This is a genomic window from Spirillospora sp. NPDC048823, assembly GCF_043198445.1.
Taxonomy (GTDB): Bacteria; Actinomycetota; Actinomycetes; order Streptosporangiales; family Streptosporangiaceae; genus Spirillospora.
Window position 1 is genome coordinate 66,724 of sequence record NZ_JBICUT010000024.1, and the last position, 22,252, is coordinate 88,975.

Consider the following 22,252-nt stretch of genomic DNA (forward strand, 5'->3'; position numbering starts at 1 on the left):
GGAGCCCGGTGTGGAGGGCGCGGTCAAGGGCCTCACCCGCGCCCCCGGCACGGGCACGGCCCCGGCGCGGGTCAGATCTGGATCCTGGCCTCGACCGCCTTGACGATCTCGTCGACCGCCTCGGCGATCGGGACCCCGTTCCGCTGGTCGCCATTGCGGTACCGGAACGAGACCCCGTCCTTGGCCACGTCGTCGTCGCCCGCGAGCAGCATGTACGGGATCTTCTGCTTCTGCGCGTTGCGGATCTTCTTCTGCATGCGGTCCGAGGAGGTGTCGACCTCGACGCGGACGCCGCGCTCGCGCAGCCGCGCGGCGACCTTGTCCAGGTGCGGGACGTGGGCGTCGCCGATCGGGATGCCGACGGCCTGCACCGGCGCCAGCCACGGCGGCATCGCGCCCGCGTAGTGCTCCAGCAGCACGCCGAAGAACCGCTCGATCGACCCGAACAGGGCCCGGTGCAGCATCATGGGCCGCTGCCGGGTGCCGTCCGCCGCCTGGTACTCCAGGCCGAACCGCTCGGGCTGGTTCGGGTCGACCTGGATGGTGGACAGCTGCCAGGTCCGGCCGATCGCGTCCTTGGCCTGGACGGAGATCTTGGGGCCGTAGAAGGCGGCGCCGCCCGGATCGGGGACGAGGTCGAGCCCGGTGGACTCGGCCGCCCCGCGCAGGGCCGCGGTGGCCTTCTCCCACATCTCGTTCGAGCCGATGAACTTGTCGGAGTCGTCGCGGGTGGACAGCTCCAGATAGAACTCGTTCAGCCCGTAGTCGCGCAGCAGGCCGAGGACGAAGTCGAGGAGCCGCTTGATCTCCTCGCCCATCTGGTCCTCGGTGCAGTAGATGTGCGCGTCGTCCTGGGTCATGCCGCGGACGCGGGTGAGGCCGTGCACCACGCCCGACTTCTCGAACCTGTACACCGACCCGAACTCGAACAGCCGCAGCGGCAGCTCCCGGTAGGACCGCCCGCGCGCGCGGAAGATCAGGTTGTGCATCGGGCAGTTCATCGGCTTGAGGTAGTACTCGCCTCCGTCGACCTCCATGGGCGGGAACATGTCGTCCTTGTACCAGCCGAGGTGCCCGGAGGTCTCGAACAGGTGGCCCTTGGTGATGTGGGGGGTGTTGACGAACTCGTACCCCTCCTCCTCGTGCCGGCGGCGCGAGTAGTCCTCCATCACCTTGCGGACGACGCCGCCCTTGGGGTGGAAGACGGCGAGGCCGCTGCCGATCTCGCTCGGGAACGAGAAAAGGTCGAGTTCGGCGCCGAGCCTGCGGTGGTCGCGCTTCTCCGCCTCCTCCAGGAACTTCAGGTACTCGTCCTGCTTGTCCCTGGACTCCCAGGCGGTGCCGTAGATCCGCTGGAGCTGCGGGTTCTTCTCGCTGCCGCGCCAGTACGCGCCGCCGGAGCGCATCAGCTTGAACGCGGGGATGACCCGGGTGGACGGCAGGTGCGGGCCGCGGCACAGGTCCTTCCAGCGCAGCTCGCCGGACTTGGCGTCGAGGTTGTCGTAGATGGTCAGCTCGCCGCCGCCGACCTCGACGTCCGCGCCGTCCGCCGCGTCCTCGACGGGGCCGGAGCCCTTGAGGCCGATCAGCTCCAGCTTGTACGGCTCGGCGGCCAGCTCGGTGCGCGCGTCGTCGTCGGAGACGGGCCGCCGGGAGAACCGCTGCCCCTGCTTGACGATCTCGCGCATCCGCTTCTCGATGCGCTTCAGGTCGTCGGGGGTGAACGGCTCGGCGACGTCGAAGTCGTAGTAGAAGCCGTTCTCCACCGGCGGGCCGATGCCCAGCTTCGCCTCGGGGAACAGCTCCTGCACGGCCTGCGCCATCACGTGCGCGGCGGAGTGCCGCATGATCGCCCGGCCGTCGGCGGAGCCGATCTCGACCGGTTCGACCGCGTCCCCGTCGCGCAGCTCGCCGGCGAGGTCGCGCAGCTCGCCGTTCACCCGGGCGGCGATCACGGTACGGCCGTCGGCGTCCAGTGCCCGGCCCGCGGTGGTGCCGGCCGGCACCGCCCGCTCGCTCCCGTCGAGGGTGATGCGCAGCTCAGACACGGTGGACACGGGGACTCCTCGCAGTATTCGGTCAGGACTCGGGCTCGGATCAGCGGTTGCCGATGCTATCGATTCGGGGTGCCGCCCGGACGCATCCGGTTCCATCGGCCGCTCCTCTCGTCGTGGAGGGCCCGGCGGTCCCGGAGGGCCGCCCCCGGAAAAGCGGCAGGCCCCGGGATCGCTCCCGGGGCCCTGCCGCGTGCAATGTCAGGACATGCCGCAGTCTCGCCGGGAGTGACCCGGCGTCGTCGTCTCGAATACCTGCGGCATGGTCCCACTGTATCCGACGGGCGCGGACCTCGGCGGGCGTTGCCCCCGGCAAACGCCGCCCGCGACAGGCGTTATGCGGGGGCTCTCGGGGAGGCGAGGTCGTCCATGTCCTCCAGCTCACGTCCCTTGGTCTCGGGGACGGCGCGGTACACGAACACGAACGCCAGGACGGAGAACAGCGTGTAGAGGCCGTAGGCCAGGCCGAGGGAGAATCCGGAGACGGCGGGGAACGTCGTGGTGATCACCCAGTTGGCGAGCCACTGCGCGGTGGCGGCGACGGCGAGGGCGGACGCCCGGATGAAGTTGTTGAACATCTCGCCCAGCATCACCCACACCACCGGGCCCCAGGTGGCGGCGAACGAGGCGACGAACGTGTTGGCGGCCACCAGCGCGATCGGCCCGGTGACTCCGCCGAGGTCCGGCTCGCCGTTCACCACGGGGGCGGTGGCGAAGCACACGGCGAGGGTGCCGAGGGACAGGGCCATGCCGGTGGCGCCGGCCAGCAGCAGCGGGCGCCGCCCGATCCGGTCGATGAGCGCGATCGCCACCAGCGTGAACACGACGTTGACGACCGCGTTGACCACCGAGGTGAACAGCGCGTCGCTCTCGGTGAACCCGACCGCCCGCCACAGCGAGGTCGAGTAGTAGAAGATCACGTTGATGCCGACGAACTGCTGGAAGACCGACAGCAGGATGCCGACCCAGACGATCGGCAGCAGACCGAGCCGGTGGCCGCGCAGGTCGCGGAGCCGGACGGGCCGGTCCGCGGCGAGCGACCGCCGGATGTCGTCGATCTTGGCGCGCACGTCGCCGGCCGGCATGACGCGGGCGAGCGACCGCCGGGCGTCCGCCTCCCGGTGCCGCCTGACCAGGTAGCGGGGCGACTCGGGAATGATCAGGGCGATGACGCCGTACAGCACGGCGGGCACGGCGGCGCTCGCGAACATCCATCGCCACGCGGTGCCGCCCAGCGGGAACCTCCCGGACGCGCCGCCGTCGGACGCCCTGGCGATGAGGTAGTCCACGATGAGGGCCGCGAGGATGCCGAGGACGATGGCCATCTGCTGGAGTGAGCCGAGCTTGCCGCGCATGGCGGCGGGCGCGATCTCGGCGATGTAGGCGGGCGCGATCACCGACGCGGCGCCGATGGCCAGGCCGCCTGCCACCCGCCAGGCGGTCAGGTCGACCGCGGTGAAGGCGAACGCGGAGCCGAGCGAACTCGCCACGAACAGCACCGAGATGATGAGCATGACCCGCGTCCGGCCGATGCGGTCGCCGAGCGGGCCGGCGATCCAGGCGCCGGCGGCGCAGCCGAGCAGCGCGGACGAGACGACCAGCCCGACGCCGAAGCCGCTGAGGGCGAACTCGTCCTCGACGGCCTCGACGGCGCCGTTGATGACCGCGGAGTCGTAGCCGAACAGGAACCCGCCGACGGCTCCGGCCGCCGCGAGGAGCGTGGCGAGCAGCGCCGGATGCGCCGGTCCGCCCCGCCGCCGGTCGCCGGTGGGGTCGGCTCCGCTGCCCGGTGTGGTCATGGAGTCGATCTTCCCGAGGGAAAGGACCTTATGCGGGAAAGGACCTTATGCGGGGATTTGCCGTCGCTCAGTCACGTATCGCGATCCCGATGACGTGCGGGGAGGCCGGGTTGGCGCCGGAGGCGGGGAACTCGAAGCGCCGCTCGTCCCGCACGGTGAACCCGGAGCCGGCGATCCACTCGTCCGTCGGGCGGGACACGTGGCATCCGGCGGCGAGGAACGGCCAGACGACGTCGGCGCAGCGCTGGAACCGCACCTTCCCCCGCGTGCGCCCCCGCACGTGCTCGTAGTAGCGGAACTCGCCGCCGGGCCTGAGGACCCGCCTCACCTCGGTCAGCGCGCGGACGGGGTCGCGCACCGAGCACAGCACGAGGGACGCCACCACCACGTCGAACGAGGCGTCGTCGAGGTCGAGGTCCTCGGCGACGCCGGGCCGCACGGTGACGGGGACGGGCGCGCGGGCGGCGGCGCGGCCGGCCTTGGCGCGCAGCCGCGGCTCGGGTTCGACGGCGGCGACCTCCGTGACCTCCGGCGGGTAGTGCGCGAAGTTGGCCCCGTGCCCGGCGCCCACCTCCAGCACGCGGCCGGACGTCCCGGTGAGCAGCTCGGCGCGGTGCGCGTCGCCGCCCGCCCTGGCGGAGGCGGCGTCCAGCCGCGGGTAGAACCGGGCGAAGATCGGATGGCTCAGGTCGGTCATTCCCGCATCCTCCGTCGCCCCGGCGATCACCGCAAGATCGCCGCGTGATCGCCGCATGATCCCCGTGGTAGGGCGCTGCTCAGGGGTGATACCCGGGGAGGCGGTTCGCATCTCCCTCCCCCGGGTCACGCCGGGGCGGCCGGCGGCGTCCTAGGCTTCGTTCAAATGAACGATCACGACCGCTTCGCGCCCGGGGTCCGTCCCCGGCTGCTCGCCGGCGTCCGCTCCGCGCTCATGCCGGGCCGGGACGACCCGGCCGTCACGCTGCTGCCCGGACGGATGGCGCTGCGCCTGCCGATCCTGGCGGTCATGCTCGCGATGACGATCGGCTTCACGGCCGGGTCGATCGCGATCGCCATCGTGCAGTACGACGTCCGGACCGGGCTCGCCTGGCCGCTCGGCGTGCTGCAGGCGACACCGCTGATCTTCGCGGCGCGCTGGCCCCTCGCCGCGTGGAGGGTGGCGGCCGCCGGCCTGCTGCTGACGGTCTTCGCCCGGCATGGGGAAGGCTTCATGCCGTGGCCGGTCACCGCGATCCTGGCGCTGATCGTCATCCTGTTCTTCACCGGGGTCGGCGCCGACCGGCAGACCACCCTCGGCGTCGGCGCGGTCACCATCGCAGGGGTGCTGACGCCCGCCGTGATGCTCGGCATGCCCGGCTGGTTCGGCATGATCCTCGCCGGGGTCGCGGCGATCGCGCTGACCTTCGGCGACGCGGTCGGCGGGCGGCACTCGGCCGTCGAGGAGCTGCGCCGGCGCGAGGAGCAGCACCGGCAGGACCTCGCCCGGCAGGCGGTGCTGGAGGAACGCGCCCGGATCGCCCGCGAGCTGCACGACGTGGTGGCGCACCACATGTCGGTGATCGCGATGCAGGCGGAGGCCGCGCCCTACCGGATCCCGGACCTGCCGGACGCGGCGCGGCAGACGTTCGGGGTGGTGCGGGACGCCGCGCGCGAGGCCCTCACCGAGACGCGCCGCGTCGTGGGGCTGCTGCGCTCCGAGAACGACGACGCCGAGCGCGCGCCCCAGCCCGGTCTGGACCGGCTGGACGACCTGATCGGCGGGGCCCGCCGTTCCGGGCTGTCGGTCGCGAGCGTCGTCGTCGGGATGCCGCGGCCGCTGAACGCGGGGGTCGACCTGTCGGCGTACCGGATCGTGCAGGAGTCGCTGAGCAACGCGTCGCGGTACGCGCCGGGCTCCCAGGTTCACATCGAGATCAGGTACGGGCCGGAGTCGCTGGCGGTGTCGGTCACCGACGACGGCGCCCGCAGCACCCCCGAGGAGTCGCACGGCGGCGGGCACGGGCTCGTCGGGATGCGCGAGCGGGTGACGATGCTCGGCGGCGGCCTCACCGCCGGCCCGCGGGACGGCGCCGGCTGGTCGGTCGCCGCGGAACTGCCCTATGGCGACCCGGGCTGATCTTCCATGCCCGTAGGGTTGGGCCCGTGACGATTCGGGTGCTGATCGCCGACGACCAGGTCATGATCCGCGACGGGCTCGCGGCACTGCTGTCCTCCGATCCCGGGATCGAGGTGATCGGGCAGGCGGGCAACGGCCGCGAGGCGGTGGAGATGGCCCGCCGGCTCGATCCGGACGTGATCGTGATGGACATCCGGATGCCGGAGATGGACGGCCTCGCCGCCACCGCCGAGGTGATCGGCGACCCGGACCCCGACGCCGACCCCGCCGGTGCACGCCCGAAGGTGCTGGTGCTCACCACGTTCGACCTGGACGAGTACGTCTACGAGGCGCTCGGCGCGGGGGCCAGCGGGTTCCTGCTGAAGGACGCGTCGGCGGCCGACCTGGTGAACGGCGTGCGGGTCGTGGCGGGCGGCGACGCGCTGCTCGCCCCGTCCATCACCCGGCGGCTGATCGGCGACTTCGCGCGCCGGCGCCGCCACCAGCGGCCGAGCCCGAAGGCGACCGCGGGCCTGACCCCGCGCGAGCTGGACGTGCTGCGGCAGATCGCGCGGGGGCTGTCCAACGCCGAGATCGCCGCCGAGCTGGTGCTGGCCGAGCAGACGGTGAAGACGCATGTCGGGCATGTGCTGACCAAGCTCGGGCTGCGCGACCGCACCCAGGCCGTCGTCTACGCCTACGAGAACGGCCTCGTCGGCTGATCCGGACAGGCTGATCCGGACAGGCTGATCCGGGAGGGGCTCAGCGCGACGGGTCGAGGACGAGCTTGCCGGTGGTGCGGCGGGCCCGGAGGTCCTCGTGGGCCCGCCGGACGTCGGCGAGCCCGTACTCGCCGCCGCCGATTACGCGGAGCCGCCCGTCCGCGGCGAGGTCGAACAGCTCGCCGAGGGCACCGCGCATCACGTCGCCGGGGAGCTGGAAGACGTGCGCCAGCCACATGCCCGCGATCGTGGTGGAGTGCGCCATCAGCGTGGCCGGGCGGACGGGCGAGGGCTCCTTCCGCGACGCCATGCCGTAGAAGGCGAGGCGCCCGAACGGGGCGAGGGCGCGCAGGCTCTGGTCGGTGACCGTCCCGCCCGTCATCTCCAGGACGGTGTCGACGCGCCGGCCGCCGTTGGCGTCGATCAGCGCGTCCTTCAGGTCGGGTTCGTTCGCGTCGATCGCGACGTCCGCGCCGAGTTCGAGGGCGAGGTCGCGTTTGTCCTGCGACGAGGCGGTGGCGATGACCCGTCCGGCGCCCCACGCCTTGGCGAGCTGGACGGCGAGGGTCCCGACCCCGCCCGCGGCGGCGTGCACGACGACGGACTCGCCCGGCGCCAGATGGACGCTGCGGCGCAGCAGCAGCCACGCCGACGCACCCTGGACGATCATGCCGAGGGCGGTGACGTCGTCGATGTCGTCCGGGACGTCCCACGCGAGGGCCTCGGGCGCGGCGGCCTTCTCGGCGTAGCCGCCGGTGCCGACGAGCGCGACGACGCGGCGCCCGTCCGCGGTCGTCCCGACGACCTCCCCGCCCGGCACCATCGGCAGCGTGGACTCCGACAGGTAGCTGTTCTCGGCCTGGTGCGTGTCGGCGTAGTTGATCCCGGCCCGCGACACGTCGATGAGCAGGTGCCCCGGCCCGGCGGACGGGTCGGGCAGCTCGGTGACGTTCAGCACCTCGGGCCCGCCGAACTCGGTGATCTGGATCGCGCGCATGACTCTCCTGTGGGTGTGTCCGGCCCGTCGCCCTCCTGTGGGCGTCCCGGGCCCGTCGTGTCTCGGGCGGGCGCTCAGCGGGGGCCGGGGACGCCGCGGAACTTGAACGGCTCGGACGGGCGGCCCGGCACCACGTACCAGGCGTCACCGGTGCCGCCGGCGCCGAGGATGCGCATGAACGCCTCCACGACGTCGTCCACGTCCAGGATCGGGAAACCGGTGTCCTGGAGGTGCCCCTTCATCGGGGTGAGGATGTCGGTGTCGGCGAACGAGGGGCACAGCGCGTTCACCCGGATGCCCTCCTCCGCGAACGTGGGGCCGAGCGCGCGGACGAGACCGACCACGGCCGCCTTGTTGGCGCCGTAGACGGGGTCGAACGGCGTGGCGGTGAGCGCGGCCATGCTGGCGGTGGCGACGATGTCGCCGCCGCCGCGGGCGCGGAGCGCGGGCAGCGCGGCGTGCACTCCGAACACGACGCCGTCGAGGTTGATGCCCATGGCCCGCCGGTAAGCGGCGAGGTCGAAGTCGTCGCCCATGCCGCCTCCGCCGGCGACGCCGGCGTTGAGGAACGCCACGTCCAGCCCGCCGAACCGGTCCACCGCGGTCGCGACGGCCGCCTCGCTCTCGGCGGGCTCGCGCACGTCGCAGCGGACGAACGCGCCGTCCAGCTCCTTCGCGAGCGCGGTGCCGGCGTCCGCGTCGACGTCGGCGAGGACGATCCGCGCGCCGCCCCGGGCCAGCCGGCGCGCCACCGCGGCTCCGATGCCGTTGGATCCGCCCGTGATCAGCGCGACCTTGCCGGTACCGTCGAAGGCCGTGTCCGAGGCTGGCGTGTCCGAGGCTGGCATGGGACTCCCCTCACGAAGTAACTGACTCGTCAGTTACTCTAACGGAATGGACTTTGGTTTGAGCGAGCGGGCCCAGGAGTACCTCGGCCGCCTTCAGGAATTCATGGACGCCCACGTCTACCCGGCGGAGCCGGTCTACGAGGCCCAGCGGGCGGAGCTGCGCGCGGCGGGCCGCGAGCACCACCTCCCCCAGGTCGTCGAGGACCTCAAGGCCGAGGCCCGCAAGCGCGGCCTCTGGAACCTCTTCCTACCCGACAGCGAGGACCCGGCACACGGCCTCACCGTCACCGACTACGCCTCCCTCGCCGAGATCACGGGCCGCTCCCTGGAGCTCGCGCCCGAGGCCGTCAACTGCGCGGCCCCCGACACCGGCAACATGGAGGTACTGCACCTGTTCGGGACGCCCGAGCAGAAGGACAGGTGGCTCACCCCGCTGCTGAACGGCGAGATCCGCAGCGCGTTCGCCATGACGGAGCCGGATGTGGCCAGCTCCGACGCCCGCAACATCTCCACCCGCATCGAACGCGACGGGGACCACTACGTCATCAACGGCCGCAAGTGGTGGACCACCGGCGCCGCCGACCCGCGCTGCAAGATCATGGTCCTGATGGGCAAGACCGACCCGGACGGCCACCCGTACCGGCAGCAGTCGATGGTGCTGGTGCCGTTCGACACGCCCGGCGTGGAGGTCGTCCGGTCGCTGCCCGTGTTCGGCTACCAGGACCAGCACGGCCACTGCGAGATCACGTTCACCGACGTGCGCGTCCCGGTGGAGAACCTCATCGGCGAGGAGGGCGGCGGTTTCGCCATCGCCCAGGCCCGCCTCGGCCCCGGCCGCATCCACCACTGCATGCGCGCGATCGGCGCGGCCGAGCGGGCGCTGGAGCTGATGTGCGAGCGCGCCCTGTCCCGGGAGGCGTTCGGCGGGCCGCTGGCCAAGCAGGGCGTCGTCCGCCAGCAGATCGCCGAGTCGCGGATGGCGATCGAGCAGGCCCGGCTGCTCACCCTCAAGACCGCGTGGCTGATCGACAAGCAGGGCGTCCAGGCCGCCCGCTCCGAGGTCGCGGCGATCAAGGTGATCGCGCCGCGGGTCGCGCTGGACGTCGTCGACAAGGCGATCCAGATGCACGGCGGCGCCGGCGTCAGCGACGACACCCCGCTCGCCGCGATGTGGGCGGGCCTGCGCACCCTGCGGCTCGCCGACGGCCCCGACGAGGTCCACGTCCGCTCCGTCGCCCGCGCCGAGCTTGGCAAGTACAACACCGCATGACCGACGGGACGGGCGAGCGGGCACCGGGCGTGCGGCGGCGGATGCCGTACGCCCGGCGGCGCGAGCAGCTGCTGCAGGTGGCGCTGGAGGAGTTCGGCCGCCGCGGCTACCACCTGACCCAGATGGAGCACGTGGCCGCGGCGGCGCAGGTGTCCAAGGCGCTGCTGTACCAGCACTTCACCTCGAAGGAGGAGCTGTTCGCGGAGGTGACCGAGACGATCGTGGCCGAGCTGACCGCCCGGCTGAACGCGTCGGTGCTCGCCTCGCACGGCTCGGCGGACGGCATCCGGGCCATGATCCGGGTCCTGTTCGACTACGCCACCGCCGACCCTGACGCGTGGGCGCTGGTGATACGGCACCTCGACAAGCCCGACGACGTCGGGCTGGAGCTGCGGGAGCTCCGCGACCGCCTCGGGGGCGCGTTCGCCGACCTGCTGCTGCGCCGCCGCCGCGCCGACCCGGCCCTGTCCCCCGCCGCACTGGAGGTGAACGAGCGGCGCACGCGGCTGCTCGTCCCCCTGATGTACGGGTCGATGCTGTCGATGGTGTCGTGGTGGCTGGAGCATCCCGACACCCCGCGTGACCGCGCCGAGCAGATGGCCATGGAGTTCATCTGGCTCGGGCTCGACCGGCTGCGGACGGGCGAGCGGCTTCCCCGGGACGAGGGCGGGCACGGGCCCGGCGAGGACGGCGAAAGGCAGGGGGAGACCGAAAAGCCTGGGGTGAGCGAAAGGTCGGGGAAGTGAAGGCGTCGGGGAAGCGAAAGGCCGGGGACGGCGTGCGTCCCCGGCCCTGAGCGCGTGTCAGACCACGCCGGTGCAGGTTAGAGCGGCGAGACGCCCTCGGCCTGCGGGCCCTTCTGGCCCTGGGTGATCTCGAACGAGACGCGCTGGTTCTCGTCCAGGCTGCGGTAGCCGTTGGTGGCGATCGCCGAGTAGTGGACGAACACGTCCGGGCCGCCGCCGTCGGGCGCGATGAACCCGAAGCCCTTCTCGGAGTTGAACCACTTCACGGTGCCTTCGGCCATGGTCTTTCCCTTCGGGTACAACTCACCGGCCCGCCGGGCGGCGGACCGGGCTGCAAGCGGACTCATCTCACGTCCGCCGGTCACCCGGAGAAAACGCATTGAGACTGCCTGGTGCCCGGCCGGCCTGACCGGGCGCCATCGTGCAACGCCCCCGAACCTACCCGATGCCGGGCCACCCCATGCACCGACACACCTAAACAAGATCTTCGATGGCTTCGGCGGCGCGGTGGCAGTCGTGGTAGGTGCAGTACAGCGGGACGGGCGCGAGCCGGATGACGTCGGGTTCGCGGGCGTCGGCGACCACGCCGTACGCCTCGGCGAGCCGCCGGACCAGCCCGCCCGCGTCGTCCACCCGCAGCGACAGCTGGGCGCCGCGCGCCGCCGGGTCGGCCGGGGTGATGATCCGGGCGCCGGTCCCCGCGAGCCGGGACGCCAGGTAGCCGGTGAGCCGCTCGCTCTTGGCGCGCAGCGCGTCCATCCCGACCCGGTCGAAGATCTCCAGGGAGGCCAGGACCGGGGCGAGGGCCAGGATGGGCGGGTTGGACAGCTGCCACGCGTCGGCGGAGGAGGGCGGCGCGATGTCGGGTTCCATCCGGAACCGGACTGCCGGGTCGGTGCCCCACCAGCCCGACAGCTTCGGCACCGACGCGTCCCGGACGTGCCGCTCGTGGACGAAGCATCCGGCGACCGCGCCGGGACCGGCGTTCATGTACTTGTAGGTGCACCAGGCGGCGAAGTCGACGTCCCAGTCGTGCAGGCGCAGCGGAACGTTCCCGGTGGCGTGGGCGAGGTCCCAGCCGACGACCGCCCCGGCGGCGCGGCCCGCCTTGGTGATCGCGGCCATGTCCATGAGCTGGCCCGTCAGGTAGTTGACGCCGCCGAGCATGAGGAGCGCGACCGTCTCGCCTTCACGTTCGAGGAAAGCGAGGACGTCCTCGGTGCGCAGGTTGTCCTCGCCGGTGCGGGGCTTGAGCCGCGCGACCGTCACGGCCGGGTCGAGCCCGTGGTGGACGGCCTGGCTGGCGACCGCGTAGGAGTCGGACGGGAACGCCGAGTCCTCGATGGCGATGCGGGTGCGCGTCCCGGCGGGCCGGTAGAAGCTCGCCATCATCAGGTGCAGGTTGACCGTCAGCGAGTTCATCGCGACGACCTCGTGCGGCAGCGCGCCGACGAGGCGCGCCGCGGGTTCGCGGAGCAGCTCGTGGTAGTCCACCCAGGGGCGGCGGCCCTCCGTGTGGGCCTCGACGGCGAGCCGTGCCCAGTCGTCCAGTTCCTCGCGGAGGCGTGCGGCCACGCTCCTCGGCTGGAGGCCGAGGGAGTTCCCGGCGAAGTACGCCGCCTCGTCGAACGTCCCGCCGGGGGCGGGCGGGACGAGGAACTCGCCGCGCAGCGTCGGCAGCGGATCGTTCTCGTCAAGCCGCCGAGCCTCGTCTTCGGCCGTCACGGCGTCCTTCCTCGGTGTCGTCGTGCTCACTGGGTCGTCGTGCTCACTGGGTCGTCGTGCTCACTGGGTCGTCGTGCTCACTGGGTCGTCGTGCTCACTGGGTCGTCGTGCTCACTGGGTCGGTCCCGGCGACCGCCTGGGCCGCCGGCGCCTGGGCGGGGATCCGGGCCTGGGCGAAGAAGGCCCGCGCGTTGCCGCCGAGCAGCAGGGCGCGTTCGGCGTCGTCCAGCCCGGGGCAGGCCCGGATCGTCGCGCCCGGCTCCTCCTCCCCCAGCGGGAACGGGTAGTCGGTGCCGAGCATCACCCGCTCCGAGCCCATCACGTCGATGAGCAGCCGGAGCGCGCGCGGGTCGAACACGGCGGAGTCGACGTGGAACCGGTCGACGTACTCCGACGGCGGGCGCGGCGAGTCGGCGCGGACGATGTCGCGCCGGTGCCATGCGTTGTCGGCCCGCCCGAGCAGGAACGCGAAGCTTCCGCCGCCGTGGCAGAAGCACAGCCGCAGCGAAGCCGGGATCCGCTCGAACGCCCCGGACAGCATCAGCCCGAGGATGCTCAGCTGCGTCTCGGCGGGCATCCCGGACAGCCACGGCAGCATGTGGCCGCGCATCCGGTCCGCGCCGAGCATGTCCCACGGGTGCGCCAGGACCGGCAGCCCGACCCGGGCGCAGTGCGCGAGGAACGCGGTGATCCCGTCATCGTCGAGGTTGCGGTCGCCGACATGGTTGCCGATGTGCACACCGCGGTGCCCGGCCGCCGCCGCCCGCGTCGCGACCTCGCAGGCGAGCGCCGGGTCCTGCAGCGGGACCTGGCACAGCGGCAGCAGCCGGTCCGGCGCGTCCGCGCAGAACGCGAGGATGCGCTCGTTCACCAGGTCGCACCAGTCGGCGGCGCGGGACGGCTCGGCCGCGTACCCGAACATGAGCGGGGTGGACGACACCGCCTGGGCATCGACGCCCATGGCGTCCATGTCGGCCAGACGCCGGGCGGGCTCCCACAGGGCCTCCCCGACCGGCCTGTACTCCTCGTCCCCGCACATCATCATGCCGGTGCCGCCGCCGTCGACGCGCAGCCACGGCTCCCCCGCGCCGGCGAGCACGCGGCCCTCGGCGCGGGTGAGGCGCGGGAACACGTGGGCATGGACGTCGATGACGGTCACGGAGCCTCCATCGGGCGCGGTGTCCTCAGAACCGATTCGGCCGGCACGGGTCGGTCGCACACGGACTGGTCAAACACGGACTGGTCACGCACGGACTGGTCAAACACGGGTCGGTCAAACAGTCGGTCAAACACGGGGGGCCGTGGTCGGGGTCATGGTCTGCGGCCACCTCTTGCCCGGGTGGACGGCGCCGCAGTCCGGGCATTTGCGGTCGCCGTCGTAGAAGCCCTGGAACACGGACGGCAGGTCGTCCACGATCGAGCGGACCTGGAGTTCGGCGCGGTGGACGAGGTGGTGGCACTCGGTGCAGTACCACTCGAACGCCTCCTTCAGCCCCTCCGGCCTCGGGATCTCCACGACGAGCCCGATCGATCCGGCCTCGGGCCGCTGCGGGGAGTGCCGCACGTGCGCCGGCAGCAGGAAGACGTCGCCCTCGTTGATCTGCAGGTCTCGCGGCGGGCGCCCCTCCTCCTCCATGACGCGCAGCACCATGTTGCCCTTGAGCTGGTAGAAGAACTCCTCGGTGGGGTCGTCGTGGAAGTCGGTCCGCTGGTTGGGGCCGCCGACCACCATGATGATCAGGCCGGCCTCGTCGAACACCTGGACGTTGCCGACCGGCGGCTTGAGCAGGTCACGGTGATCGTCGATCCACGACTCGAAGTTGAACGGCGTTCCGAACGACAGCTGGGGCAGGGTCATGCTCCGGCCTCCTCACGGGCTTGTGCGCCTGTCGGGTGTGCGGTCCCTGGGAATGTGCGCCACGCACGAGATCTCGATGAGCAGGTGCGGGTGCGGGAGCTGGTGGACGGCGACCGTGGTGCGGGCCGGGCCCGTCTCGTCGAAGTACTCTCCGTAGACCTCGTTGTACCCACCGAAGTCGTTCATGCTGACCAGGTAGGTGGTGACGTTCACGATGTCGGGCAGCCCTCCCCCGGCCGCGTCGAGGAGGCCGCCGATGTTCTCGATGACGGCGCGGGTCTGCGCCCGGATGTCGAGGTCGGTGACGCCCATCGCGTCGGCGCTCGCCCCGGCGAACGTCCCGTCGGGACGGCGCGAGCTCGTCCCGGACACGAACACGAGGTCGCCGGCCCGCCTGACGTGCGGGAACCGCCCGCGCGGCGCGGCCTTGCCCTCGACGAGGAACGCGTCGCCCATCACGTCGTCACCTCCACTCCGCCGAGCCCGGCTCCGGTGACGCGGACGTGCGCGTCCTTCGGGAGCGGCACGGCCGCCGTCGCGGCGCCCGCCAGGACGATCCAGCCGGGTTCGAGCTTCATGCCCGCGCCGAGCGCGAGCCGCGCCGCCGCCCGCAGCGACCGCGCCGGGTCCCCGAGGATCGCGGCGGACGAGCCCGTCTGCACCGGACGCCCGTCGATCTCCATCAGCAGTCCCACGTTCGACACGTCGCGGGGCACGTGCCAGGCCCCGAACCCGAACCGCGACGCCGACGCGTTGTCGGCGATCACGTCCGGGAGCGTGAACTCGAAGCCCGTGTACCGCGAGTCGAGGACCTCGAACCCGACCGCGACGCCGGCGACGGCCGACTCGACCTCCGCGGCGGACCGGACCTCCCGCCCGATCAGGTAGGCGATCTCCGGCTCGATCCGCGGATGGATGAGCCGCGACACGTCCACGGACGACTCGGCGAGCATCCCGTCGGTGAGCAGGCCCCAGATGACGTCGTCCACGCCCATCTGCACCATCTTGGCGCGGCTGGTGAAGCCCATCTTCACCCCGGCGAGCCGCTCGCCCCTCCGGCGCCGCCGCTCGACCCCGGCGCGCTGCACCGCGTACGCGGCCGCCACGTCCAACGGCGTCGTGCGGGTCAGCTTCGGGATCGCCCGGACGTCCCGGGCCGCCTCGTCCAGCGTCGCCGCGAGCCCGTTCACGTCCACCATCACGCCCCCTCCTTGCCGGACTCCCTGCCGGACTCCCTGCCGGACTCCCTGCCGGGCTCTTTGCCGAACGCGACGCGGACATCGCCCAGGCCGTCGATGCGGGCTTCGAACACGTCGCCCTGAACGGCGGGGACCACGGGGCCGAGCGCACCGGTCAGCACGGTGTCGCCTGCGCGGAGGGGACGCCCGACGCGGGCGAGCGTGTCGGCGAGCCACAGCGCCGCGTTCAGCGGATGCCCGAGGCAGGCGGCGCCGTTGCCGGTGGAGACCTGCTCGCCGCGCCGCTCCATGACCATCCCGCACAGGCGCAGGTCCACGTCCTTGAGGAGGACGGGACGGTTGCCGAGCGCGTACATGCCGGACGAGGCGTTGTCGGCGACGGTGTCGGCGAGCGTGATGTCCCAGTCGCGGACCCGGCTGCCGACGACCTCGATGGCGGGCAGCGCGAACGCCGTCGCGCGGATCACGTCGGCGACGGTGTGCCGCTCGTGGGTCAGGTCGTGCTCCAGCACGAGCGCGACCTCGGCCTCGGCGCGCGGCTGCAGCACCGCACCGGCGGGGATCTCCTCCCCGTCGGGAACGGCCATGTCGGCGAACAGCATCCCGAAGTCGGGGCTGTCCACGCCGATCTGCGCCTGCACCGCCCGCGACGTCAGGCCGATCTTGCGGCCGGCGAGGCGGCGGCCCTCGCCCAGCCACCGCTCGGTCACCCTGTCCTGCACCGCGTAGGCGTCGTCCGCCGTCGTGATCAGATCGCGGACGGGCGCGCAGGGTGTCCCGGACGCGTACGCGCCGAGCAGCCGCCCGGCGGCGGCCTCGATGCTCGTCGAGCCGGCGCCAGACGGGCGGCGGGCCTCGGGGTTCGTCGAGCCGGCGGCCTCGGGGTTCGTTGGGTCGGTCACGGGACTCGCTTTCAGATCTGGATGCACACGTTGACGGGCTCGGAGAAGAAGTCCAAGGAGTACTCTCCCCCTTCACGCCCGATCCCGGACACTTTCACGCCGCCGAACGGGGTCCGGAGGTCGCGCAGGTTCCAGCAGTTCACCCAGACGATCCCCGTCTCGATTCGCGGTGCCACCCGGTGCGCCCTGGACAGGTCACGCGTCCACACCGTCGAGGCGAGCCCGTAAGGGCTGTCGTTGGCCAGCGCAAGGGCCTCGTCCTCGGTGTCGAACGGCGCGATGTGGCAGACCGGCCCGAAGATCTCCTCCCTCACCGTGCGGGCCGTCTCCGGAAGTCCGGTGAGGACGGTGGGCTCCACGTAGAAGCCGCCGTCCCTCTCGTCGCCGAACTCCGGTGCGCCGCCGCCCGCGACGACCGTGGCGCCCTCCTCGCGGGCGAGCCGGTAGTACGACAGGACCTTGTCGCGGTGCTCCGCCGAGATCATCGGCCCGTAGCCGTCGAGGGCACGCACGCGGTCGCGCAGCCTCTCGACGAACGCGCCGAAGACCGGCCGCTCGACGTAGACGCGCTCGGTGCACAGGCAGATCTGCCCGGAATGGGTGAACGACGACCGGACCGTCCCGTCCACGGCGGCGTCGAGGTCCGCGTCGGCGAAGACCAGCGCCGGGTTCTTGCCGCCCAGCTCGAACGACACGGGCGTGACGTGGTCGGCGGCATTGCGCATGATGGCGGCGCCGGTGGCCGACTCGCCGGTGAACGCGATCGCGTCCACGCCGGGATTCCCGGTGAGGAACTCGCCGGCCGCACCCGTGCCGTGCCCGTGCACCAGGTTGAACACACCCTCCGGAAGCCCGGCGTCGTCGATCACGTGGGCGAGCAGCGTCGCGGTCGACGGCGTCTCCTCGGACGGTTTGAGCACGACGGCGTTGCCGCACGCCAGCGCGGGAGCGATCTTCCAGGTCGACAGCAGCAGCGGAAGGTTCCACGGCGAGATGATCGCCACCACGCCCAGGGGCCGCCGCACCGTGTAGTTGAGCGCCTCGCCCACCCCGGAGCTCCATCCGGGGACCTGCGTCGTGTAGGCCCGTTCGGGACGCCCGTAGAGCAGGTCGGCGTACGCGCGGAAGTTGCCCACCGCCCTCGGGACGTCGACGGTCGACGCGAACTCCCGGGACCTGCCGGTGTCGGCGACCTCGGCGTCGACGAACTCCTCGAACCGGGCCTGGATCCCGTCGGCGACGGACCTCAGGGCGGCGACCCGTTCCCGGACGCCCATGGCCCCCCAGGGCCCCTTCAGCGCGGCCCGCGCCGCGTTCACGGCGTCGTCCACGACCTCCCTCGTGGCCTCCGGGACGGCGCCCAGCTCGGAGCCGTCGCCCGGGGCGATGAGCGGGAAGGACGTCCCGTCCGAACGGAAGACCCCGCCGACGTAGTGCTCAGCCTTCATCCGCCCCTCCCGGCATGGCCCGACGCCTCCGATCCTCCGCCCCGCAAGCTATGCCTGGCAAATACCAATCGACCGTGGAGGTATGACGAGATTGTGATAGTAAATGCCCATGCGCGCGATCGACCTGCTCAGCGGACGGCTGAAGCTCCGGCACCTCGTGCTCGTCGTCGCCATCGCCGACCAGGGCAGCATCCTGCGAGCGGCCGAGCACCTGCACCTGGCGCAGCCCGCCGTCACGCGCAGCCTGCGCGAGGTGGAGAACATCCTCGGCGTCGAACTGTTCACCCGCGGCCCGCGCGGCGCCACTCCGACGCTGTTCGGGGACGCGTTCATCGAACACGCCCGCGCCGTCCTCGCCGAACTGCGCCGCGCGGGCGAACGCATCACCGGCCTCGCGGACGGCGAGGTCGGCACCGTCACCATCGGCACGCTCCTCGCCGGCTCCAACGTCCTGCTGCCCCGCGCGATCGCCGCCTTGAAGGAGGACCGTCCCGGCATCACGGTGATCGTCCAGGAGGCCACGTTCGACGCGCAGGTTCCCCGCCTCCTCGACGGCGAGATCGACCTGATCCTCGGCCGCCTCAACCCGATCGACGACCTGCGCGGCCTCCGCCAGATCACCCTTTACGGCGAACCCGTCCAGCTGGTCGCCCGCCGCGACCATCCGGCCCGCCGCCGCCCGTCCCTGGGTCTCGCCGACCTGCTCGACTACCCGTGGGTGCTGCCCCTGGAGCAGACCGCGCTGCGCTCGGAACTGGAGCAGGTCTTCCGCGCGGAGGGCCTCGTCCTGCCGGGCAACCTGGTCGAGTGCACCTCCGTCCTGACCGTCCGCACCCTGGTCCGCGACACCGACATGATCGCCGCGCTGCCCGAACTGGTGGCCCGCACCGACACCGACATCACGCCGCTGCCCGTGCCGCTGGAGACCGTCCGCCGCCAGGTGGGCGTCACACTCCCCGCCGACCGCGCCCCGACCCCGTCCGCCCGTCTCATGCTCGACCACCTCCACCGCGAGGCGGCCGCACTCACCGCGTGATCAGATGCTCACCGGCTGATCAGATCGAGCAGCGCCGCACCGACCCGCGACCCCGGGTCGGCCAGGTCGAGGACGACGTCGAAATGGTCGCGGCCGGGCACGACCATCAGCTCACCCGCGCCCCACGCCGGCTGGAACAGCCGCGACTGCTCCAGGAACCCTTCGCCGTCGTTCTCCGCGACCACGAAAACGGCCGGACACCGGTACGCCGCCGGCAGCAGCGCGGGGCTCAGCGCCGCCGCCCGCTCAAGGTCCAGCCGCACGGCCTCATTCACATAAACGCGGGTGATGGGACGGATGTCGAACAACCCGCTGATCGGCATCGCCGCCTTGACGACGTCTCCGGGGAGCCCGAGCGGCTCCTGCCACCCGCCGACCATCGTCATGCCGGTCAGGTGCCCGCCCGCCGAACTGCCGCCGACCACGATCCGCTCCGGATCAAGCCCGTGCTCACGACCGTGCCGGTACACCCACGCCACGGCCGCCCGCACCTGCCGGACGATCTCCTCCAGCGAAGCGTTGGGCGCCAGCGTGTAATCGGGCACGACGGTCGCCACGCCCTGCTCGGAAAGCGCTCGGGCCATGAAGGACGACACGTCCCGCGACAGCGCCATCCAGTAGCCGCCGTGCAGGAAGACGAACACGGGCCGCAGCCCCTCGCCGACGCCCCAGGCGTCCAGCCGCTCCCCGCTCGCCTCGTCGTAGACGATCCCGGGATGGCCGGAAAGCCCGTCGACGGCCTGCTCCGACTCGGCCCGGTACCGCGCCAGGTGCCGCGCGAAGAGCTCCTCCCCCGCCTTCCTCCGCACGTTGTAGGCGACGTCCAGTTCCTCGTCGCTGAGCGCGCTCCCCGGCCATTCGTCCACCATCACACCCCACTCCCGAGAAGCATCCCCGCCCACTACCGCGATCAGATGCCGATGCGTCCCGTCCCTATCACATGCCCGGTCACGCGTTCCGGGCTCGCTGCTCACTCAGGGGCGGCTCGGACGTCACCGCCGGTCTTCTCGAAGTAGGCGGCGCTCTCCGTGTCCGCCGGGTAGTACGACTCGATCGCGACCTCGTCCAGCGTGATGTCCATCGGGGTACCGAACGTGGTGATGGTCGAGAACAGCCGCAGCTCCCGTCCGTCGACGCGAAGGATCATCGAGATCACGACATCGGATTCGGCCGACCGGCTCGGCGCGTCGCCGGAATCGGGGCCGAGAAGTTCCTCGTAGAGCGCGGTGAGCTCTGCGTCGGGGGCGACGGCGAGCTGGCGCCTGATCCGGGAGCGGAACACCGCCCGCACGTCCGCCAGGTTGACGACCATGGGAGCGAACCCGCGCGGGTCCAGCCCCAGCCGGACCAGGTTGATCGGCGGCCGCAGCAGGCCGGGCTCGACGCCGGCGAGGAACGGCTCGACCGCACGGTTGATCATCACGATGTTCCATCGGCGGTCGAAGGCCAGCGCCGGATACGGCTCATGCGCGCGGAGCACCCTCGCGACCGCGTCCCGGGCCGCCGTCAGCGCCTCGTCCCCAAGCGGCCGCTCGGCGTACCGGGGTGCGAAGCCGGCCGCGAGCAGCAGCCGGTTGCGATCGCGCAAGGGCACATCGAGCTGGTCCGCGAGCCGCAGGACCATGTCGGCGCTCGGGTTGGACCTGCCCGTCTCGACCAGGCTGACGTGACGAGCCGAGACGTCGGCCGCGATCGCGAGATCGAGTTGGCTGAGCCGCCGGCGATGCCGCCATTGCCGCAAGAGCTCCCCGACCGTGTGCACGGTCATCGAGGGTACTCATCGTGGAGCCGGACGCCATGAAATGGGATTTCATCGACAACCCCAGCGACCGTGGAAACACTGCGTCCATGACCACCGACAAACCCATGAACACCGACAAGCCCGTGAACACCGACAAGCCCGTGACCACCGACGAATCCCTGACCACGGACAACAAGAGCATCGTGCAACGGGCACTGGCGGAACTGATCGAGACGGGCAGCGTCGACCCGCTCGAACCGTTGCTGAGCGACGGCTTCGTCCATCACAGGCCGGACTCGACGTCCTCGACCAAGGCCGAATGGCTCGCCGCCGTGAACGCGGCACTCACGCCGCTGGCCGGTATGCAGGTCGAGGTCCACCACCTGCTGGCCGACGATGATCACGTCGTTCTGCACTCGCGGCGGCGACTCCCCGGCAGACCGGAAATCACGGTCGTCGACATCTGGCGGTTCGACGATGGCCTGATCGCCGAGTGCTGGGAGATCATCGAGCCGGCGGCCCACGCAGCCGCCAACCTGGCGTGGTGGGAGCCTGCCGAGCACTGACCGTTGAAATCGTGCGGGCGACGCGGCAGAGGATGCGGCGTCGTGACGTGAAAGCCCCCGGACCGTGCGGTTCACGGTTCGGGGGGCCCTGCTCCTGATCTCAGGCCCGGTCGAGCGTCCCGCCCTTCACGCGACCCGCGAACGCCTGCCAAGCGTCGGCCCCGAACACCAGCATCGGCCCATCCGGGTCCTTCGAGTCCCGCACCGCCAGCCGACGCCGACCTCAATTCGGCCACCTCGACGCACGCCCCACTGGTGTTGTCACTCTTGCCGCCCTTTTTCCATTCAGCAGCGGATATTGGCACCATCGGTGCCACCTCGACGCACTAGTAGGTGGGACCGATGGTAATGCGATGGAACCAACCCCAAGGCCGCTCTACCTCGGAACCCACCTCCTCTGTGACAACCAATCTCGACAGGCTCTCAACGGAAGTCACCCGGGAAGGATGGCAGGCACTCCCCCGCTACGACAGGCCGCGTCCACTTCTCCGCGTGTTCGATCCGACGTGCCCATTTCAGCGAAAGCATTGACCTCGTCCGGGAATCGACGTCCCGCACATGGTGGTACCAGTCGAGCACGGGCGAGAATCTGGCCCCGTACCACCGGCCAGGACTCGCCGCCACGAGGATCACCCGCATCCTGACGCCATTCGTCACCGCCGCACTCGCCGCACGGACACACCAGGAAACGGCGATCGACGCGACCTGCCCCGACATCCCCTCCATGCCGCACCCCCTCTCAGGCACTGACCATCGCCGAACTGCAAGAACGGTTCACTGGCGCCGTCTGCTGGTGGGACATCTCCAACAAGGAGTGGTGGGCACTCATCCCCGGCGGAACGCAACGGAAGATCGTCAACGCACCCGACCCCGACGATCTCATCCAGGCCGTCCACGAGGCGCGGCGGAACGGGTGACACACAAGCCGCCCAGCAGCCGGGGAGTGCCAGTGCCGCTCAGCCGGAAGGGTGCCGTGACAGGCCGATCGCCCACGTCGCCGCAGAGGCGGGCATCTCCCGAACCTGGACATCAAGGTGCACCAAGGTGGGCCGACCGCATGCCCCGCGCAGGACACGGTCCTCAGCGAGATCCAGATGAACAGACCGGTACTCATGCGCAGGAAAAGTCTCAGCCCCGGCTCCGCTGTCGGCTGTCGGCTGTCCGGAGGGTGTCAATATTCTCACCCGGAAACTGTGAGACGGAGTGTGAGTGTTCGATAACATGGAGTCATGTGTTCGACTGGGAT

General features: G+C 71.6%; 22 protein-coding genes. 6 read left to right on the plus strand and 16 right to left on the minus strand.

Annotated elements, in window-relative coordinates; all coding sequences use genetic code 11:
* Positions 1–71: 71 nt before the first annotated feature.
* The 3 genes from thrS to ACGFK0_RS35785 form a co-directional block, all read right to left on the minus strand.
* Positions 72–2,057 carry a threonine--tRNA ligase gene (gene thrS / locus ACGFK0_RS35775; protein WP_392912959.1) on the minus strand — a complete coding sequence of 662 codons (1,986 nt, stop codon included), beginning with the start codon at positions 2,055–2,057 and terminating at the stop codon, positions 72–74.
* Positions 2,058–2,389: 332 nt separating this feature from the next.
* A complete protein-coding gene (locus ACGFK0_RS35780) occupies positions 2,390–3,853 on the minus strand; it encodes a sugar porter family MFS transporter (protein ID WP_392912960.1) in 1,464 nt (487 codons plus the stop codon).
* Positions 3,854–3,920: 67 nt separating this feature from the next.
* Positions 3,921–4,550 (minus strand): class I SAM-dependent methyltransferase, encoded by a 630-nt coding sequence (locus ACGFK0_RS35785; protein ID WP_392912961.1) that lies wholly within the window; start codon positions 4,548–4,550, stop codon positions 3,921–3,923.
* A 165-nt stretch (positions 4,551–4,715) separates the two neighbouring features.
* Between ACGFK0_RS35785 and ACGFK0_RS35790 the strand changes: the two genes are divergently transcribed.
* Positions 4,716–5,969 (plus strand): histidine kinase, encoded by a 1,254-nt coding sequence (locus tag ACGFK0_RS35790; RefSeq protein WP_392912962.1) that lies wholly within the window; start codon positions 4,716–4,718, stop codon positions 5,967–5,969.
* A 26-nt stretch (positions 5,970–5,995) separates the two neighbouring features.
* Positions 5,996–6,670: a response regulator gene (locus ACGFK0_RS35795; protein WP_392912963.1), complete on the plus strand. Its 675-nt coding sequence runs from the start codon at positions 5,996–5,998 to the stop codon at positions 6,668–6,670.
* Positions 6,671–6,710: 40 nt separating this feature from the next.
* Here ACGFK0_RS35795 and ACGFK0_RS35800 read toward each other — a convergent pair whose 3' ends face one another.
* Both ACGFK0_RS35800 and ACGFK0_RS35805 read right to left on the minus strand, forming a co-directional pair.
* A complete protein-coding gene (locus ACGFK0_RS35800; RefSeq protein ID WP_392912964.1) occupies positions 6,711–7,667 on the minus strand; it encodes a zinc-binding alcohol dehydrogenase family protein in 957 nt (318 codons plus the stop codon).
* 74 nt (positions 7,668–7,741) lie between these two features.
* Positions 7,742–8,515, minus strand: coding sequence for an SDR family oxidoreductase (locus ACGFK0_RS35805; protein ID WP_392912965.1), 774 nt, complete (start codon positions 8,513–8,515; stop codon positions 7,742–7,744).
* 46 nt (positions 8,516–8,561) lie between these two features.
* On the opposite strand from ACGFK0_RS35805, the gene ACGFK0_RS35810 reads away from it, so the two are divergent.
* Together ACGFK0_RS35810 and ACGFK0_RS35815 are read left to right on the plus strand one after the other, a co-directional pair.
* Positions 8,562–9,785 carry an acyl-CoA dehydrogenase family protein gene (locus ACGFK0_RS35810; protein ID WP_392912966.1) on the plus strand — a complete coding sequence of 408 codons (1,224 nt, stop codon included), beginning with the start codon at positions 8,562–8,564 and terminating at the stop codon, positions 9,783–9,785.
* Positions 9,782–10,531, plus strand: coding sequence for a TetR/AcrR family transcriptional regulator (locus ACGFK0_RS35815; protein ID WP_392912967.1), 750 nt, complete (start codon positions 9,782–9,784; stop codon positions 10,529–10,531). The genes ACGFK0_RS35810 and ACGFK0_RS35815 overlap by 4 nt, the downstream gene beginning before the upstream one ends.
* A 77-nt stretch (positions 10,532–10,608) precedes the next feature.
* Here the strand turns inward: ACGFK0_RS35815 and ACGFK0_RS35820 are convergent, their stop codons facing one another.
* From ACGFK0_RS35820 to ACGFK0_RS35855, 8 genes are all read right to left on the minus strand, one after another.
* Entirely contained in the window at positions 10,609–10,812 is a 204-nt protein-coding gene (locus ACGFK0_RS35820; RefSeq protein ID WP_131974991.1) for a cold-shock protein, read from the minus strand.
* Between the two features lie 193 nt (positions 10,813–11,005).
* Entirely contained in the window at positions 11,006–12,256 is a 1,251-nt protein-coding gene (gene kynU, locus ACGFK0_RS35825; protein WP_392912968.1) for a kynureninase, read from the minus strand.
* Between the two features lie 94 nt (positions 12,257–12,350).
* The gene (locus tag ACGFK0_RS35830) at positions 12,351–13,415 is read right to left on the minus strand and encodes an amidohydrolase family protein (protein ID WP_392912970.1); all 1,065 of its coding nucleotides are present in this window, start codon (positions 13,413–13,415) and stop codon (positions 12,351–12,353) included.
* A gap of 126 nt (positions 13,416–13,541) precedes the next feature.
* A complete protein-coding gene (locus tag ACGFK0_RS35835) occupies positions 13,542–14,114 on the minus strand; it encodes a 3-hydroxyanthranilate 3,4-dioxygenase (RefSeq protein WP_392912971.1) in 573 nt (190 codons plus the stop codon).
* A 12-nt stretch (positions 14,115–14,126) separates the two neighbouring features.
* The gene (locus ACGFK0_RS35840) at positions 14,127–14,570 is read right to left on the minus strand and encodes a RidA family protein (protein ID WP_392912972.1); all 444 of its coding nucleotides are present in this window, start codon (positions 14,568–14,570) and stop codon (positions 14,127–14,129) included.
* Entirely contained in the window at positions 14,570–15,313 is a 744-nt protein-coding gene (locus tag ACGFK0_RS35845; RefSeq protein WP_392912984.1) for a 2-keto-4-pentenoate hydratase, read from the minus strand. The genes ACGFK0_RS35840 and ACGFK0_RS35845 overlap by 1 nt, the downstream gene beginning before the upstream one ends.
* Positions 15,313–16,215, minus strand: coding sequence for a 2-keto-4-pentenoate hydratase (locus ACGFK0_RS35850; RefSeq protein WP_392912973.1), 903 nt, complete (start codon positions 16,213–16,215; stop codon positions 15,313–15,315). Before ACGFK0_RS35850 ends, ACGFK0_RS35845 begins: the two co-directional genes overlap by 1 nt.
* Positions 16,216–16,226: 11 nt before the next feature.
* On the minus strand, positions 16,227–17,663 hold the full coding sequence (locus ACGFK0_RS35855; RefSeq protein ID WP_392912974.1) for a 2-hydroxymuconic semialdehyde dehydrogenase: 1,437 nt from the start codon (positions 17,661–17,663) through the stop codon (positions 16,227–16,229).
* A gap of 109 nt (positions 17,664–17,772) precedes the next feature.
* On the opposite strand from ACGFK0_RS35855, the gene ACGFK0_RS35860 reads away from it, so the two are divergent.
* Positions 17,773–18,699 (plus strand): LysR substrate-binding domain-containing protein, encoded by a 927-nt coding sequence (locus ACGFK0_RS35860; RefSeq protein ID WP_392912976.1) that lies wholly within the window; start codon positions 17,773–17,775, stop codon positions 18,697–18,699.
* Between the two features lie 8 nt (positions 18,700–18,707).
* Here the strand turns inward: ACGFK0_RS35860 and ACGFK0_RS35865 are convergent, their stop codons facing one another.
* Together ACGFK0_RS35865 and ACGFK0_RS35870 are read right to left on the minus strand one after the other, a co-directional pair.
* A complete protein-coding gene (locus ACGFK0_RS35865) occupies positions 18,708–19,568 on the minus strand; it encodes an alpha/beta hydrolase (RefSeq protein ID WP_392912985.1) in 861 nt (286 codons plus the stop codon).
* Positions 19,569–19,669: 101 nt separating this feature from the next.
* Complete coding sequence (locus ACGFK0_RS35870; RefSeq protein ID WP_392912977.1) at positions 19,670–20,467, minus strand: helix-turn-helix domain-containing protein; 798 nt, start codon at positions 20,465–20,467, stop codon at positions 19,670–19,672.
* Between the two features lie 14 nt (positions 20,468–20,481).
* Between ACGFK0_RS35870 and ACGFK0_RS35875 the strand changes: the two genes are divergently transcribed.
* Positions 20,482–21,006, plus strand: coding sequence for a nuclear transport factor 2 family protein (locus tag ACGFK0_RS35875; RefSeq protein ID WP_392912978.1), 525 nt, complete (start codon positions 20,482–20,484; stop codon positions 21,004–21,006).
* 100 nt (positions 21,007–21,106) lie between these two features.
* On the opposite strand, the gene ACGFK0_RS35880 is transcribed toward ACGFK0_RS35875, so the two are convergent.
* A complete protein-coding gene (locus tag ACGFK0_RS35880; RefSeq protein WP_392912986.1) occupies positions 21,107–21,181 on the minus strand; it encodes a hypothetical protein in 75 nt (24 codons plus the stop codon).
* Positions 21,182–22,252: the final 1,071 nt, after the last annotated feature.